Consider the following 17,368-nt stretch of genomic DNA (forward strand, 5'->3'; position numbering starts at 1 on the left):
GAAAACGTGCGTCTCAACAGGGAAACGATAAAAGATAGAGCGGCTTGGGAAAAGATAGGTGTCAGGCCTCCGTATTTCGATCTCGACGAAGTAGAGAAAAATACAAAAGAACAACCGAAATGGGTTCATTTCGGTGGTGGAAACATATTCAGGGGATTCGTTGCGGCAGTGCTTCAGAATCTCCTCGAAGAGGGAAAGGAAGACACTGGTATAAATGTGATAGAACTCTTCGACTACGAAGTCATAGACAAAGTTTACAAACCGTACGACAATTTATCGATAGCGGTCACAATAAAACCCGACGGAGATTTTGAAAAGAGAATCATAGCGAGCGTGATGGAAGCTCTCAAGGGAGATCCTTCGCATCCAGACTGGGAAAGAGCAAAAGAAATCTTCAGAAATCCTTCTCTTCAGCTCGCTTCTCTCACCATCACAGAAAAAGGCTACAACATAGAAGATCAGGCCGGGAACCTCTTTCCTCAGGTGATGGAGGACATGAAAAACGGTCCTGTCTCACCCCAAACATCGATGGGAAAAGTGGCTGCACTTCTTTACGAAAGATTCAAAGCGGGAAGACTTCCTATCGCTCTTCTCAGCCTCGATAATTTCTCAAGAAATGGCGAAAAACTCTACAGCTCTGTGAAAAGAATTTCCGAGGAGTGGGTTAAAAGCGGTCTGGTGGAAAAAGATTTCATTGATTATCTGGAAAAAGACGTTGCTTTCCCATGGAGTATGATAGATAAGATTGTACCGGGTCCTTCAGAATTCATAAAAGAGCACTTAGAAAAACTTGGAATAGAGGGAATGGAAATCTTTGTGACATCCAAGAGGACCCACATCGCTCCTTTCGTAAACATGGAATGGGCTCAGTATCTGGTGATAGAAGACAGCTTTCCGAACGGCCGGCCAAAACTCGAAGGAGCAGATAGGAACGTTTTTCTGACAGACAGAGAAACTGTTGAGAAGGCAGAAAGAATGAAGGTGACAACCTGTCTCAATCCTCTTCACACAGCGCTGGCCATCTTCGGTTGCCTTCTGGGATACAAAAAGATCGCAGACGAAATGAAAGACCCCCTCCTGAAAAAACTTGTAGAAGGTGTGGGAGAAGAGGGAATAAAAGTTGTGGTAGATCCTGGTATCATAAATCCAAGAGAATTCTTGAACGAAGTGATAAACATCAGACTTCCCAATCCGTATCTGCCAGACACACCGCAGAGAATAGCAACGGATACCTCTCAAAAGATGCCTATCAGGTTCGGCGAAACTATAAAGGCATACCACGAAAGACCAGATCTGGATCCAAGGAATCTGAAATACATACCACTTGTGATAGCGGGATGGTGCAGATACCTCATGGGAATAGACGATGAAGGAAGAGAAATGCAGCTCAGTCCAGATCCCCTTCTTGAGAACCTGAGGTCTTACGTTTCAAAGATAAAATTCGGCGATCCCGAATCCACGGATGATCATCTGAAACCGATCCTTTCCAGCCAGCAGCTTTTCAGAGTGAACCTGTACGAAGTAGGACTTGGAGAAAAAATAGAAGAACTGTTCAAGAAGATGATCACAGGGCCACGAGCTGTGAGGAAAACACTCGAAGAAGTCGTTGGGAGGGAAGATGGATGAAGCTTGTCTTCAGATGGTATGGTGAAAAACACGATACCGTGACACTGGAACAAATACGTCAGATCCCAGGAGTAGAAGGAGTCGTAGGGGCTTTGTTTGACATACCTGTGGGAGAAGTCTGGCCATTTGAGGAAATAATGAAGCTGAAAGAAACCGTTGAAAAAGCGGGATTGAAACTCGAAGTTATCGAGAGTGTGAACGTCCACGAAGACATAAAACTGGGTCTTCCCACAAGGGACAGGTATATAGAGAACTACAAGGAAACGATCAGAAACCTGGCAAAGGCCGGTGTGAAGGTAGTCTGCTACAACTTCATGCCCGTATTCGACTGGATGAGAACGGATCTACACAAAAAACTCCCGGATGGTTCTGAAACGATGGAGTACGATCACCGTCTCATCGAAGGGGTAACACCAGACGAACTCATAAAACGAGTGAAAGAGGGCTCTCAGGGTTTCGTCCTCCCAGGATGGGAATGGGACAGACTGGAGAAACTGAGAGAAACCTTCGAACTCTACAAGAACGTAGATGAAGAAAAACTCTTCGAAAACCTGGTTTATTTTCTCGAAAGAGTTATCCCCGTTTGTGAAGAATGCGATGTGAAACTCGCAATACACCCGGATGATCCACCATGGAGTATTTTTGGCCTGCCAAGGATTATAACAAACAAGGAAAACATAGAGAGAATGTTGAAAGCTGTTGACAGCCCCTACAACGGAATAACGTTCTGCATGGGATCACTCGGAGCAAATCCTGAGAACAACATACCTGAGATGATCAGATATTTCGGAAAGATGGGCAGGATCCACTTTGCACACGTGAGAAACCTGAAGTTCACCGGTGAGAAGAGTTTCTACGAAACTGCACATCCTTCCTTCTGCGGTTCTCACGATCTCTTTGAAGTGATGAAAGCGTTTCATGACATAGACTACGAAGGGTACATACGTCCTGATCATGGAAGGCTGATCTGGGGTGAAAAGGCACGTCCCGGCTATGGACTCTACGACAGGGCACTCGGTGCAACCTACATTCTCGGCCTCTGGGAAGCCATCGACAAAATGAAAAAGAGATACTGCTGAAAATAAGGGGGCATCGCCCCCTCATTTTCTTTCTTCTATCTTTTTCTCCAGCACCTCTTTTATTGCGTAATAACAAGGCTTGGGGTTGTAATTCTCATCGAAGAGCAACGCTTTTCCGTACCCTTTGAAAAAGCCGGGAACCCAGGAGTATTTGTCTGTGAATCCCCAAAACTGGATCGCTTTAACCGCAGGGTTGTCCAAGCATATATCGAAGATCTTCGCACAAATTTCGGCCTGTTTTTTCAAGTAATAATCTTCCGAACCACTGAGAGGAATTCTCACATCCATCTCTGTGATGTATATTTGAAGACCGAGTTCCGCAAACCTCTCCAAATTCCTTCTGAAACTGTCATAATTGAACCCTCTGTAGTCTATGTGCATCTGAAATCCTATCCCATCTACAGGCACTCCCTTTTCTTTCAACTCTTTTATCATGTTGTAGACGAAGTTCGATTTCGCGTTTATTTCTTCTATGCTGTAGTCGTTGTAGATGAGAATCGCATCTGGATCGGCTTCTTTTGCCCATCTGAACGCTTTTTCAATGTATTCAGGACCGATCGTCTTGTACCACACGCTTTCCCTGTAGGTTCCAGAATCGCTCACCGCTTCGTTCACCACATCCCAGATCTTCACTCTACCTTTGAAATGAGACACCACCGTTTTTATGTGGTCTTCAAGAACGCTCAGAAGTTCTTCCTTTGTCCATTCTCTACCAGTGATCCATCCAGGAAGCTGGTTGTGCCAGACAAGAGTGTGTCCATGCACGATCATGTTGTTTTCTTCTGCAAACTCAACGTGTTTTTCAGCGGGAGTGAAATTGTATCTGTTTCTTTCTGGATGGATCGTATCCCACTTCATCTGGTTCTCAGGGGTCAGGATGTTGAATTCTCTTCTCGCAACTTCCATGTACTTTTCTGCGTCGGAAAGAGACCAGAAATTGTTGATTGCGGCAAAACCAATATAGATGTTCAGCTTTTCTGCGAGCTCTCTCAGAGATACATTTTGAGAGCTGAAAACCGGAACACATCCCAACAAAAGGATCAACACAGAAGGTAATATTTTCATAACATGAAACCTCCTTCTCTATGATTTAACGAAAATATAATACCAGAAAGGAAAAAAGAGAAAAAAGAAGAAAAACGACAATATTTTGAAATAATCTTTTACAAGTGCAGATAACCTCCATTATCCCAAAAAAACGCACCTTGATTTTCTCGGAGATTTACATTAAAATATTTCCCGAAAGGAAAAAATATAACATACAATCAAGGGAGGTGAGTTTTCATGAAGAAGTTTCTTGTAGTTTTGTTCGTCATTTCCATGTTCAGTCTGTTCTTTGCACAGCAGTTGCCACCAGGTATTCCCAGAAACGAAACACTCATAGCTCAATATCTTACGGGAAGGGCAGCAAACGCTGGAAACTTCAACATCTGGGCCACTTGGGTTTGGAACGACAGGGGTATTCAAAACCTGCTCCTTGAACCTCTGTGGTGTGTTGAGTACGCTACAGGAGAAATTATCAATGCACTCGCCGCAGAACCTCCGAAGTACAACTCTGACTTCACAGAAGTTACCATCAAACTCAGGAAAGGTGTTTACTGGAGCGATGGTGTACCGTTCACAGCGGACGACCTCATCTACACTATTGAACTTGCAAAGAACACCGAAGGATTTGGTTACCATGCCCAAATGCAGCAAGTAAAAGAAATAGTGAAGGTTGATGACTACACAGTCCTGATAAAACTCGAAGAACCAAACTCCAGGTTCCACACTTATTTCCTCGACAGATGGGGCGCTCTGAGACCGCTTCCAAAGCACGTGTTTGAAAAGGTGGAAGATCCTCTCACATTCGATTTCAATCCACCTGTTGGAACAGGGCCCTACGTTCTTCACAGTTACGATCCAGGAGGATACTGGACGCTCTGGCAGAGAAGAGAAGACTGGGATAGAACACCAACTGGTATGCTTTACGGAATGCCGCAGCCAAAATATGTATTGATGATTTTCCATAGTGCTCCAGAAAAGAGAGTTCTTGCGATGGCACAGCATCAGCTTGACATTTCAGATATGTCACTTGAAGCTCTCAAAGCGGTTCTCAACAGGGTTAAGACAGCCAGAGCCTGGAGGAAAAACTTTCCGTGGACTGTCAACATAGACCCGTGTGTGACAGGTCTCCACTTCAACACTGCCAAAGAACCCTTCAACAATCCTGAAGTGAGATGGGCTCTTGTTCTTGCAATTGATATCGTTGAATACGCTGCTAACGCATTTGACGGAGCAGTAACGTTGAGCCCAATTCACATTCCTCTCACAACCGCATACTACAACTGGTACTTCACAAAACTTGAAGACTGGCTGAAGAACTTCGAGCTTGATCTTGGAAACGGCGAAAAGTTCAAGCCATACGATCCCGAGGCTGGATTCAGGCTGGCAGAGTACGCAAGAAAGAGAGGATACCCTGTCCCAGATAATCCCGAGCTGATCAAGAGGATCTTCGGACCTGGTTGGTGGAAGTATGCCCCCGATGTTGCAGAAAAGCTTCTGGAAAAGAACGGATTCTATAGAGACAAAGACGGAAAATGGCATCTACCAAATGGTGAACTCTGGAAGATCACTATCAATACAGGTATGAATCCTGCTGGACCTGCCGAAAGGAACGCTTTTGCAGCTTCTCAAGCCTGGAAAAAGTTTGGTATAGACGTAGTTGTTCAGCCGACAGAACTAGGTGGTACTCTCCATCCACAAGGAGAATTTGAAGTATCTACAGATTGGCCAGCAGCAGAGCCATGGGGAGGACATCCTGATCTGTTCAGAACGCTTGAGCCGTTCCATTCCAAATACCTTGTTCCTCTAGGTGAAGATGCGCCGTGGGGTAACTACGCAAGATGGACCAATCCCGAAATGGACAAGATCATAGACGAAATACAGAAGACGGCCTGGGGAGACACAAAGAAACTCATTGAACTCGGAGTGGAGGGCTTGAAACTTCTTGTCAAAGAAATGCCAACAATCCCGACGTTTAACTATCCTGGTGTGGTAGTATACGATGAATATTATTGGACAAATTATCCAACAGCGGAGAACATGTACGCACAACCGTATACACATTGGCCGAACTTCAAGTACATGCTTCCGTTCCTGAAACCAACCGGTAGAAAATGATGTAAAATACTTTCAAACAGGGGGCCGGGGGGAACACCCCCGGTCCTTTAAAGAGAAAAGGAGGGCAGATACCTTGAGTTTTGTAAGAAGATACCTGCTTCCGAGATTGATAACTTATTTTCTTGTCATCTGGGTAGGAATTACTATGATTTTCTTCATTCCGAGATTCCTACCAACAGATCCAGTTCAACAGTTCATAAGTCGTCTTGTGACACAAGGAACGTACATGGATCCAAAGGCGATAGAAGAGATGACAGAAACCTTGAAAGAACTTTATGGGCTGAAAGGAAGCCTGTGGGATCAGTACGTCAACTTCTGGAAAAGACTTTTAAAAGGCGATTTTGGTCCTTCATACTTTCAGTTTCCAACTCCTGTGATGAAATTAATAAGACAATCACTGCCCTGGACTGCCTGGCTCTTGTTTGTAACGACTGTCATTTCCTGGATCATAGGAAACATTCTTGGAGGACTCGCAGGATACTTCTCTGACAGAAAATGGGTGAAGATTCTCGATGGTATTGCGATGGTGATAAGACCGATGCCGTACTACATCCTCGCACTCGGACTTTTGATCCTCCTTGCGTATATACTTCCCATCTTTCCAATCGGCGGAGGTTTTGCAATAGGAATGAAATTCACCTTCAGCTGGGAAAACCTGCTGATACTCCTAAAACACGCTTTTCTTCCCGCGCTTTCTTTACTTTTAATAGGAATATTTGTTTGGTTCCAAGCCATGAAACTCGTGGTTCAGAGTGTGAAATCAGAGGACTATGTGAAATACGCAAAGATGGGAGGAATAGAAGAAAGAAGAATCGTTCGAAGATATGTCATAAGAAACGCTATGTTACCACAGATAACGGGTCTTGCTCTCTCTCTGGGACAGATCTTTGGAGGTGCTTTGATCACGGAGATCGTGTTCTCCTATCCTGGCATTGGAACACTTCTCTACAACGCCATTTTTACAGGTGACTACAACCTTTTGATGGGAGTGAGTACACTCTCCATTCTTTTGATCACAACCAGTATTCTTTTGATAGATCTTCTCTACCCACTATTCGATCCAAGGGTGAGATACAGATGAAAAAGGAGTGGAAAAAATGCAGGTGTTGAAAGATCTGTTGAGAGATACACGTTTCAGATTCGGCTTCATAGTTCTTCTGGTACTTTTGACACTCTCTATCCTGTCTTTCTTTTCACCGTACAACCCGTACCTGTGGAATCAGGTCCCGAGGGATCTTCCACCCCATTGGCCTCACATACTTGGAACCAACTCGATGGGACAGGACATTTTCTGGAAACTCACTTTCGCTGTGAGAAACTCACTTGTCATGTCACTGATCGCGGGACTTGTATCGAGAGTCATAGCCATGATCGTTGGTATGATAGCCGGATACAAAGGAGGAGCCGCAGATAGAGTTTTGACATTTCTCAGCGACTCCTTCTTGGTTATACCACTTTTTATCATCATTGTTCTTATTGCTACAATAGTAAAAGGACGTTTAAATTTACCCACACTTGGGCTTCTCCTTGGAGTCTTTGGCTGGGCATGGGATGCGAGGGTGATCAGGTCTCAGGTTTTGAGTTTGAGGGAAAGGGATTTCACCTACACCGCTCTTCTCTCTGGATCAAAAGCCCTTTCGATCGTTTTCAAAGAGTATTTACCGTTTCTGATACCGCTCATATTCGCCACTCTCATAGGTAACATGTCCTGGGCTATTGGAATGGAAATCACACTCGCGATACTGGGTGTGTCGAACCTGGACATACCCACACTCGGCACCATGCTTCAGTGGTCGATAAACTACCAGGCCCTTCTACTGGGATACTGGTGGTGGGTGCTGACTCCTGTTGTAACGTCTATCTTTTTGTTCATAGCGCTGTACTTGATTTCCATCAGCATCAGTGAGTACTTGGATCCGAGGATGAGGATACAGAGAATAGGACAGGCATGAGGTGATAGCGGTGGAAGTGTTGAGAACAGAAAATCTCAAGTCTTATTACATTCTGGACATATTCGGAAAAAAGAGAGTAGTGAAAGCAGTGGACGACGTGAACATTTCGATCATGGAGAACGAGATATACGGTATCGCAGGAGAGAGCGGCTGTGGAAAGAGCACTCTTTTGAGAGCTCTCTTTGCTGCAATAGAACCACCACAGAGAATAGTGGGAGGAAAAGTCTTGTACAGAGAAAACGGAAAAGAAGTGGATGTTTACTCTCTGAACGAGGAAGAGAGAAGAAGGCTCAGATGGAGTTTCATTTCTTACGTTCCACAGGGATCGATGAGCGTTCTCAATCCCGTGGTGAAGATAAAGGAGACCTTCAAGGATTTCATAGAAAGCCACACGACTGGAAAGACGAAAGAAGAAGCCTATGAGATGGCAAAAGAACACATAAGAGAGCTTGGCCTTCCGATAGAAATTCTCAACGCCTATCCACACCAGCTATCTGGTGGAATGAGGCAGAGGGTGACGATCGCTCTTGCAACCGTTCTGTCACCGAAAGTCATCATAGCAGACGAACCAACGACCGCTCTCGACGTTGTAACTCAGAGAGGTGTGGTCCAGCTCCTTAAGGAGATACAATCTTCAAGACAGAACACCATCATCCTTGTCACACACGATATGGGGGTCCATGCGAACGTGACAGACAGGATAGCGATCATGTACGCAGGAAAGATCATAGAAGAAGGGAAAACAGAAGAGATCTTTGAAAACCCCATGCATCCCTACACGAAGTATCTGATCTACTCGCTTCCAAAGTTTGGAGACAAAGGAAGGAGAGAAAGCGCTCCTGGAAGTCCTCCATCACTCGCCGATCTTCCACCAGGATGCAGTTTCCATCCAAGATGTCCACATGCGTTCGACAGGTGTAAAAAAGAAGTACCCCCTCTCAAGGAATACCTGCCGGGCCACAGAGTTGCATGCTGGTTAGTAGAGGAGGGAAAGAATGCCGCTTCTTGAGATAAAAAATCTGACGAAGATCTTCACCATAGGGAGTATCTTCTCCAGAACGAGGATAGTGGCTGTAGACAACGTGAACTTCGATATAAACGAAGCAGAGATCTTCACCCTCGCTGGAGAGAGCGGCTGTGGAAAGACCACGACCGCCAAGATCATCCTCGGCTTTGAAGAACCCACCTCCGGTGAGATCATCTACAAAGGAAGAAAGATCGATCGTGTGCATCAGAACGAAAAGGAAAGAAGAGAGCTTCTAAAAGAAATACAGGCAGTCTTCCAGAATCCGTTCTCCACGTTCAACCCCCTCAGGAAGGTGGACAGGTACTTCTATGAGACACTCTTCAACCTTGGCATAGCGGATACAAAAAAGAAGGCAGAAGAGATCATCAAAGAGAAACTCTCCGCAGTCGGTATCTCCTTTGAAGAATTCTCCGAGAAGTACCCAAGTGAGTTCTCGGGAGGTCAGCTTCAAAGAATTTCCATCGCAAGGGCGCTTCTCACGAATCCTTCTCTTCTTGTCGCAGACGAACCCGTCTCGATGGTCGACGCTTCTTTGAGAATGTCGATCGTGAACCTCTTCAAGGATCTCAAAGAACAGTACGGTGTGAGCGTGCTCTACATCACCCACGATCTCACAACGGCCTACTACGTCTCTGACAGAATCGCCGTCATGTTCAGAGGAAACATAGTGGAACTGGGACCTGCAGAGAAAGTTCTCATGGAACCAAAGCATCCATATACCCAGCTTTTGAGGGAATCCGTCCCAGAGCCGGATCCGAAGAAAAAGTGGGACATCAGGATAAAACTGTCCGAGACAGAGCAGGCAGAGTATCTGAGACAGGGCTGCAAGTTCGCAGGAAGATGTCCAAAGGCCATGGATATATGCAGAAAGGAGCCTCCTCCGTATTTTGAAGTTGATGGTGTGCAGGTGAAATGCTGGTTGTACAGATGATCTTTATGGTTTCAATAACAGATGAGGAGGGAAAAATATGGAACTGTACAGGGATCCTTCGCAACCCATCGAAGTGAGAGTGAGAGATCTTCTTTCCAGAATGACGCTGGAAGAGAAAGTGGCCCAGCTTGGGTCTGTCTGGGGTTACGAACTGATAGACGAGAGGGGAAAATTCAAAAAAGAAAAAGCAAAAGAACTCCTCAAAAATGGTATAGGCCAGATCACAAGGCCTGGTGGATCAACGAACCTTGAACCTCAAGAAGCCGCGGAACTTGTGAACGAAATACAGAGATTTCTTGTGGAAGAAACACGCCTTGGAATTCCTGCGATGATACACGAAGAATGTCTCACCGGTTACATGGGACTTGGAGGAACCAACTTCCCTCAGGCGATAGCAATGGCGAGTACATGGGATCCAGATCTCATAGAAAAAATGACCACCGCCGTCAGAGAGGATATGAGAAAGATAGGGGCACATCAGGGTCTCGCACCTGTTCTGGATGTCGCAAGAGATCCAAGGTGGGGGAGAACAGAAGAGACGTTCGGAGAATCTCCCTATCTGGTGGCGAGGATGGGAGTCTCTTACGTGAAAGGCCTCCAGGGGGAAGATATCAAAAAAGGTGTCGTTGCCACAGTGAAACACTTCGCCGGATACAGCGCTTCTGAAGGTGGAAAGAACTGGGCACCAACGAACATTCCGGAGAGGGAATTCAAAGAGGTCTTTCTCTTTCCGTTCGAAGCGGCCGTTAAAGAAGCGAATGTGCTTTCTGTGATGAACTCCTACAGCGAAATAGACGGTGTCCCATGTGCAGCGAACAGGAAACTCCTCACAGACATTCTCAGAAAAGACTGGGGATTCGAAGGAATCGTCGTTTCTGACTATTTTGCTGTGAAAGTTCTGGAAGATTATCACAGAATAGCAAGGGATAAGTCAGAAGCCGCAAGACTCGCACTTGAAGCGGGGATAGATGTTGAACTTCCGAAGACAGAATGTTATCAATATTTGAAAGACCTTGTTGAAAAAGGCATCATCTCCGAAGCTTTGATCGACGAGGCAGTCGCCAGGGTGTTGAAACTAAAGTTCATGCTCGGACTCTTCGAAAATCCCTACGTTGAGGTGGAAAAAGCAAAGATAGAAAGTCACAGAGACATCGCACTCGAGATAGCAAGGAAATCCATTATCCTTCTCAAGAATGATGGAATTCTGCCTCTTCAGAAAAACAAAAAAGTTGCCCTGATCGGACCGAACGCGGGTGAGGTGAGAAATCTCCTCGGAGATTACATGTACCTTGCACACATAAGGGCTCTCCTCGACAACATAGACGACGTCTTTGGAAATCCTCAGATCCCGAGAGAAAACTACGAAAGACTGAAGAAGAGCATAGAAGAACATATGAAGAGCATTCCGAGTGTTCTCGATGCCTTCAAAGAAGAAGGGATCGAATTCGAATATGCAAAAGGCTGTGAAGTGACAGGGGAAGACAGAAGCGGTTTCGAAGAGGCGATAGAAATTGCAAAGAAATCCGACGTTGCCATCGTTGTCGTAGGGGACAAATCTGGACTCACCCTTGACTGCACAACCGGTGAGTCCAGAGACATGGCAAACCTCAAGCTTCCAGGAGTCCAGGAAGAACTCGTCCTCGAAGTTGCAAAGACAGGAAAACCCGTCGTTCTTGTCCTCATCACGGGAAGACCCTATTCACTCAAAAACGTCGTCGACAAGGTGAACGCGATCCTTCAGGTGTGGCTTCCTGGAGAAGCGGGAGGAAGAGCGATCGTTGACATCATCTATGGAAAGGTGAATCCCTCTGGAAAACTCCCGATCAGCTTTCCAAGAAGCGCTGGTCAGATTCCTGTCTTCCACTACGTCAAACCATCCGGGGGAAGGTCTCACTGGCACGGAGACTACGTGGATGAGAGCACAAAGCCTCTCTTCCCGTTTGGGCACGGTTTGTCTTACACGAAGTTCGAGTACAGCAACCTCAGAATCGAACCGAAGGAAGTGCCACCGGCCGGCGAAGTGGTGATAAAGGTGGACGTGGAAAACATCGGAGACAGAGACGGAGACGAGGTGGTTCAACTTTACATCGGTCGTGAGTTTGCAAGCGTCACAAGGCCTGTGAAAGAGCTGAAGGGCTTCAAGAGGGTTTCTTTGAAGGCGAAAGAGAAGAAGACTGTTGTGTTCAGGCTTCACATGGACGTGCTCGCCTACTACAACAGAGACATGAAACTCGTGGTTGAACCCGGTGAGTTCAAAGTGATGGTGGGAAGCTCTTCTGAAGACATCAGACTCACAGGTTCTTTCTCCGTCGTCGGTGAAAAAAGAGAAGTGGTGGGAATGAGGAAATTCTTCACGGAAGCCTGCGAGGAGTGAAAAAATGGCCTTCTTCGATTTACCACTCGAAGAACTGAAGAAATATCGTCCAGAGCGGTACGAAGAGAAAGACTTCGATGAGTTCTGGGAAGAGACACTCGCAGAGAGCGAAAAGTTCCCCTTAGACCCCGTCTTCGAGAGGATGGAGTCTCACCTCAAAACAGTCGAAGCGTACGATGTCACCTTCTCCGGATACAGGGGACAGAGGATCAAAGGGTGGCTCCTTGTTCCAAAACTGGAAGAAGAAAAACTTCCCTGCGTTGTGCAGTACATAGGATACAACGGTGGAAGAGGATTCCCTCACGACTGGCTGTTCTGGCCTTCTATGGGTTACATATGTTTCGTCATGGATACTCGAGGTCAGGGAAGCGGCTGGCTGAAAGGAGACACACCGGATTACCCTGAGGGTCCCGTTGACCCTCAGTATCCAGGATTCATGACAAGAGGAATACTGGATCCCAGAACTTACTACTACAGACGAGTCTTCACGGACGCTGTCAGAGCCGTTGAAGCTGCTGCTTCTTTTCCTCAGGTAGATCAAGAAAGAATCGTGATAGCTGGAGGCAGTCAGGGTGGCGGAATAGCCCTTGCGGTGAGCGCTCTCTCAAAGAAAGCAAAGGCTCTTCTGTGCGATGTGCCGTTTCTGTGTCACTTCAGAAGAGCAGTACAGCTTGTGGATACGCATCCATACGCGGAGATCACGAACTTTCTAAAGACCCACAGAGACAAGGAAGAAATCGTGTTCAGGACTCTTTCCTATTTCGATGGAGTGAACTTCGCAGCCAGAGCGAAGATCCCTGCGCTGTTTTCTGTGGGTCTCATGGACAACATTTGTCCTCCTTCAACGGTTTTCGCTGCCTACAATTACTACGCTGGACCGAAGGAAATCAGAATCTATCCGTACAACAACCACGAGGGAGGAGGCTCTTTCCAAGCGGTTGAACAGGTGAAATTCTTGAAAAAACTATTTGAGAAAGGCTAACGGTCTTCCTGTGACAGGATGTTCAAGTACCACGAATTCCGTTTCGAATGTATTCCGGAGCACCTCTTCGGTCACCACCTCTGGGGGTGCTCCGGTTTTTATCATCTCACCGTTTTTCATAACGCCTATTCGATCACACAGAGCAGATGCCACGTTTATGTCGTGGAAAACGGAGATGATGGTTTTTCCCGATTCTTTCAACCTTTTCAAAACGTTTCCCACAAGACTCACGTTGTTGTAATCCAGATGGGCTGTGAGTTCATCGATGAGCAGGATTTCCGTGTCCTGCACAATCGCTTTCGATAGCACAACCTTCCTGCGCTCTCCAGAGCTCAATGTCCAGAAGTTTCTGTCGACAAATTTCAATGTTCCGGTTAGCTCTAGGCTTTTCAGGACTATCTCCTCATCCTTTCTGGATGTTCCACTCAGAAGACTCAAGTGTGGAAGCCGTCCCATCTCGACTATCTCTTTTACAGAAAAGTCGTAGGAAGGAAAGAAATCCTGAGAAACGAGGGTTACTATCTTCGCCATCTCTTTTCTCGAAGTCTCCCACGGTATCCTACCGAGGAGCTGAACCGTTCCTTTCTGAGGACGAAAAATCCCCACAAGGATCTTTAAAAGAGTAGTCTTTCCGGAACCGTTCGGTCCGATGATACCGAAGAACTCCCCTTTTTTCACAGAAAGATTTATGTTTTTCAGAGAGAATCCTCCTTTGTATCGGAAGAACAAATTTTCAATCTTTACGACCTCCACTTCACACACCTCTTTTCATGAGGAAAGCAAGGAAAGGTGCTCCGATCAACGCTGTTACAACGCCGACTGGAAGCTCCGTGGGAGAAAAGAAGGTTCTGGCTGCCGTGTCGCAGAGTGTGAGAAGAACTCCTCCCATGATCAAACTCGAAAGGACGGACTTCAGAAAATTCGGACCAACGAGGTAGCGAGAGATGTGAGGAACTATGAGACCGACGAAACCGATAACACCACTTCTGGAGACCAGAAATGCCGTGATGAAATTTCCAAAAAGAAAAGTGACAACCTTCAATCTCTCAACGTTGACTCCGAGAACGAAGGCCTCTTCTTCTCCAAGCGCCATGGCGTTCAGATGTTTGGAGAAGATCAAAGAGTAAAGTAGAAACGGGATGACGACCATCAGATAGAAGAGAACATCCCCCCACGTGCTCCCTGAAAAGCTTCCAAAGAGCCACATAGAGATGGTGGTTACATTCCTTTTCAAAAGAACGATCGTCATGTAAGTGAGAGAGCTGAACAACGTACTTACCACCACTCCAGAAAGCACGATGGTTGTTACCGGAAAGCGGCCCTCTTTCCTTGCAATGAGAAGGGTCAAGAGTGACGCTATCATGGAAAAACCGAAGCTGAGAAGGGGAATTCTGTATATCCAGGAGATTCCGAGGGTTTCAGCGAGGTAAAACGACACAACAGTACCGAAAGATGCACCCGAGGAGATTCCAAGGAGATACGGATCAACAAGAGGATTCTTCAAAAGATTCTGAAACGAATTTCCCACGATCGAAAGACCGGCTCCAACCAGAAAACTTGCCAGAACCCTTGGAATTCTGAGAGAAAGAATCCTTTCGACCCCGGGGTTTTCTTTCAAACCAAAGAGGACCCCCAGCACTTCAAGGGGGTCCAGAGGCACACTTCCAAAGAAGATTCCAAGAAGAAAACTGAGTATCAGTATCGGAAAAACGAGTTTTCTCACTCACCTTTTCCTCCGTAGAAAAATTCATAGAACAAATCGAGGAGTTCAAACACATCGGGAGAAGGTTGAGAGGCCACGTTTCCGTCCACTGCGAAGACTCTTTTGTTCTTCACTGCGTTTATTTCTTTGAAAGGTTCAAAATTGAGTATCTTCTTTATCTCTTCGTTCTCCGTTCCAGGGATGTAAACTCCAACTATTATCACATCAGGATTTTGAGACACAACATACTCAAGAGAAAGCTGTGGCCAGCCGTTCGGCCCTGCGATTCCAGAAGCAATGTTCACTCCGCCCGCCAGAGAGATGATCTCGTTGAGATAGGATCCCATTCCACACGTCCAGATCTCCTTCACATCAGGACCGGGAGATGAGATCAGGTAGAGTACCTTGGGACGCTTCGATGGAGGAACGTTGTAGGTCTTCTTTCCTATCTCAAGCATTTTTTCTCTCAGCTTTTCCGATTTCTCCAGAGCAAGGTCTCGACGATCAAAGATTGTTCCAAGAAGGACCACGTCTCTAATGATGTCATTGAGAGAATTCGGATTCACAACAAAGACCTTTAAGCCTGCTTTCTCAAGTTTTGGAACTTCGGGAAGCTGGAATCCGCCGAACATCAGAACGAGATCGGGATTCAGACTCACCACCTTTTCGATGTTCACAGGGACCATCGCACCGACTTTTTCAGCTTCGTAGCTGTCGTAATCGGTGACTCCAACGATTTTGTTTTCCAGGCCGAGGAACACAAGAAACCTCGTTGCGGCGGGAGACAGACTGACCACCCTTTCGGGTGCGGATGTGATCTCCACCACTCTTCCAGCATCGTCCACAACCGTTACGGCGAGCGCAACAGCGGTGACAAAGAGAAGGATCAAAGAAACCAGTTTTCTGAACACTTCCATCCCTCCCTGAAAAAGAATATTCCCACCTTCCTGGTGCCGAGGAAGGTGGTTCCCCTTCACCGCGGGCGGGTTTCCCGGCTTCCGGATCATCCTACTCCCCGCGCCTTCCCAGGGTGATCGCCCCAGTGGCGTTCTGCGGGTTTCGTCCCCGGTCACGGTGGCGGCCCCGCGCCGGATTTTCACCGGCTTCCCCTTTGAACCCCGAAGGGTACCGCACGGTGAGGGAGGCTTCTATTTGAAAATCATACCACAGTCTTTGAACGCTCTATCTCTTCGGAAAGGAGGTGTCTCAACTGGTAATCTTCGTTCTCCAGTATCGTTTGAATTCCCTTCTTTTTCTTTTGATTCAAAATTATCGGTGCCCTGAGATTTATCGTGGTCTTTTCCGGTTTTCCTGGGGGAATCGTTAACACACAGAAGAAAAGGAGCGCTTCCTGATTTTCGGCTTCGATCTCCTCGAGATCTTCACTTGGCACTGCGGGATCGTAATCGGCTCTCACGAGCTTTGGATCCACAACGGGAAGTCCCACTTCCGAATCCTCGAGTGAAAGCAGCCATCCTATGGGAAAGGTTTCCTGAGGAAAAACGAGTGCGAACTTTCGCAGATGTTCGAATCCGGGGATTCCTTTTTCGAACGTGAAGATACTTTCATCCGAAATTTCTATCTCTCCGAGTTTGGTTTTGTAAACCACGTTATCACCTCACGAAGTCTACCAGGGTCGCCTGAAGCACTCGACTGGCCGATTTCAAAGCGGCTTCAAGAACCGACTGCTGCATAGCAAGATCCGTCACGAGTTCTGTGATGTCCGCGTCTCTCTCCTTTGAAAGGTACTCGGTGAAGAAGAAATCGAGATCCTGCACCCTCGAGTTCACCATATCGATGAACCTGCTCACACCACCGACCTTTCCTATCGTTCTGGTTATACGCTCTTCGAAGTAGGATAATTCCTTCAAGAAAACGTTCGACACACGTTCAGATATCTGAGTTTCGTTGAGATTGGAACGAAGAGCGGCGGAAACCTCTTCAAGCATCTGGAACACATTCTTTCCGCTGTCCACTTCAAAAACCTCACTGGCTGTGACACCGTAATCAATGGAATGTCCCAGCACCAGAACAGAGCGACTCTTATTTGAGGCCGGAAGTGTTGAGATCTTCCAGGTGCCGTTTTCGTTTTCAACCGGCTGGCTGAAAACATCGTATCCAGAAAAGATGTACTCGTTTCCTATTTTTGTGTTCGCCACTTCCACCAGATTCTCTTTGATTTTATCGATCTCCTCTGCTATAGCCTCCCTCTCTGCTTTCGAAAGAGTCCCATTCGCTGCTCTAACCAGCAGCTCTCTGAGTCTTTGAGTAATGGAGGAAACGGTTTGAAGGGCACTGTCGTACGCGTTCACGTAAGTTTGAACATGATTCACGCTTCTTTGAAACTGTTCGAGCTCTCTCTTTCTCGTCAGAATGTCACTGGCCCTCTTCGCAACAACGGCATCGTCACTTGGATACCTCACCTTGTATCCCGAAGAGAGTTGATCGTGGAGCTTCGCTATTCTTTTCAAACTCGTCTGTATGTTGAACAACACTCTGTCACTGATCATTTTGTTTGTAACCCTCATTCAGA

At 46.5% G+C, this 17,368-nt stretch carries 15 protein-coding genes and 1 riboswitch; of the genes, 9 read left to right on the top strand and 6 right to left on the bottom strand.

The features are described 5' to 3' along the window. Positions 1 to 6: 6 nt before the first annotated feature. Together uxuB and uxuA are read left to right on the top strand one after the other, a co-directional pair. Entirely contained in the window at positions 7 to 1,626 is a 1,620-nt protein-coding gene (gene uxuB, locus AS158_RS06665; protein ID WP_004082564.1) for a D-mannonate dehydrogenase UxuB, read from the top strand. Then, on the top strand, positions 1,623 to 2,705 hold the full coding sequence (gene uxuA / locus AS158_RS06670) for a mannonate dehydratase (RefSeq protein ID WP_165304769.1): 1,083 nt from the start codon (positions 1,623 to 1,625) through the stop codon (positions 2,703 to 2,705). The genes uxuB and uxuA overlap by 4 nt, the downstream gene beginning before the upstream one ends. Before the next feature lie 21 nt (positions 2,706 to 2,726). On the opposite strand, the gene AS158_RS06675 is transcribed toward uxuA, so the two are convergent. Then, on the bottom strand, positions 2,727 to 3,770 hold the full coding sequence (locus AS158_RS06675; RefSeq protein ID WP_038052037.1) for an endo-1,4-beta-xylanase: 1,044 nt from the start codon (positions 3,768 to 3,770) through the stop codon (positions 2,727 to 2,729). Between the two features lie 219 nt (positions 3,771 to 3,989). On the opposite strand from AS158_RS06675, the gene AS158_RS06680 reads away from it, so the two are divergent. The 7 genes from AS158_RS06680 to axeA all read left to right on the top strand — a co-directional run bounded on the left by AS158_RS06680 (position 3,990) and on the right by axeA (position 13,133). Further along, positions 3,990 to 5,867: an ABC transporter substrate-binding protein gene (locus AS158_RS06680; protein WP_038052035.1), complete on the top strand. Its 1,878-nt coding sequence runs from the start codon at positions 3,990 to 3,992 to the stop codon at positions 5,865 to 5,867. Positions 5,868 to 5,940: 73 nt separating this feature from the next. Beyond that, positions 5,941 to 6,948 (top strand): ABC transporter permease, encoded by a 1,008-nt coding sequence (locus tag AS158_RS06685; RefSeq protein ID WP_038052033.1) that lies wholly within the window; start codon positions 5,941 to 5,943, stop codon positions 6,946 to 6,948. 16 nt (positions 6,949 to 6,964) lie between these two features. Then, entirely contained in the window at positions 6,965 to 7,819 is an 855-nt protein-coding gene (locus AS158_RS06690) for an ABC transporter permease (protein WP_008194135.1), read from the top strand. A gap of 1 nt (position 7,820) precedes the next feature. Next, positions 7,821 to 8,828: an ABC transporter ATP-binding protein gene (locus AS158_RS06695; protein WP_165304770.1), complete on the top strand. Its 1,008-nt coding sequence runs from the start codon at positions 7,821 to 7,823 to the stop codon at positions 8,826 to 8,828. Beyond that, entirely contained in the window at positions 8,815 to 9,777 is a 963-nt protein-coding gene (locus AS158_RS06700; protein ID WP_004082591.1) for an ABC transporter ATP-binding protein, read from the top strand. The genes AS158_RS06695 and AS158_RS06700 overlap by 14 nt, the downstream gene beginning before the upstream one ends. 37 nt (positions 9,778 to 9,814) lie before the next feature. Continuing rightward, on the top strand, positions 9,815 to 12,151 hold the full coding sequence (locus AS158_RS06705) for a glycoside hydrolase family 3 N-terminal domain-containing protein (protein ID WP_038052014.1): 2,337 nt from the start codon (positions 9,815 to 9,817) through the stop codon (positions 12,149 to 12,151). A 4-nt stretch (positions 12,152 to 12,155) separates the two neighbouring features. Then, a complete protein-coding gene (gene axeA / locus AS158_RS06710; protein WP_004082599.1) occupies positions 12,156 to 13,133 on the top strand; it encodes a cephalosporin-C deacetylase in 978 nt (325 codons plus the stop codon). Here axeA and AS158_RS06715 read toward each other — a convergent pair. From AS158_RS06715 to flgL, 5 genes are all read right to left on the bottom strand, one after another. Continuing rightward, positions 13,116 to 13,886, bottom strand: a complete 771-nt coding sequence (locus AS158_RS06715) for an ABC transporter ATP-binding protein (RefSeq protein ID WP_165304771.1) — start codon at positions 13,884 to 13,886, stop codon at positions 13,116 to 13,118. The genes axeA and AS158_RS06715 overlap by 18 nt on opposite strands. Position 13,887: 1 nt before the next feature. Then, positions 13,888 to 14,856: an iron ABC transporter permease gene (locus tag AS158_RS06720; RefSeq protein ID WP_008194100.1), complete on the bottom strand. Its 969-nt coding sequence runs from the start codon at positions 14,854 to 14,856 to the stop codon at positions 13,888 to 13,890. Next, positions 14,853 to 15,746: a cobalamin-binding protein gene (locus tag AS158_RS06725; RefSeq protein WP_065212801.1), complete on the bottom strand. Its 894-nt coding sequence runs from the start codon at positions 15,744 to 15,746 to the stop codon at positions 14,853 to 14,855. The genes AS158_RS06720 and AS158_RS06725 overlap by 4 nt, the downstream gene beginning before the upstream one ends. Positions 15,747 to 15,798: 52 nt before the next feature. Then, positions 15,799 to 15,999: riboswitch (cobalamin riboswitch) on the bottom strand. Further along, complete coding sequence (gene fliW, locus AS158_RS06730) at positions 15,995 to 16,444, bottom strand: flagellar assembly protein FliW (RefSeq protein WP_004082606.1); 450 nt, start codon at positions 16,442 to 16,444, stop codon at positions 15,995 to 15,997. It overlaps the preceding riboswitch by 5 nt. 4 nt (positions 16,445 to 16,448) lie before the next feature. Then, positions 16,449 to 17,363 (bottom strand): flagellar hook-associated protein FlgL, encoded by a 915-nt coding sequence (gene flgL / locus AS158_RS06735; RefSeq protein WP_165304772.1) that lies wholly within the window; start codon positions 17,361 to 17,363, stop codon positions 16,449 to 16,451. Between the last annotated feature and the right edge of the window lie 5 nt (positions 17,364 to 17,368).

This window comes from Thermotoga sp. 38H-to, assembly GCF_011057665.1.
GTDB lineage: Bacteria > Thermotogota > Thermotogae > Thermotogales > Thermotogaceae > Thermotoga.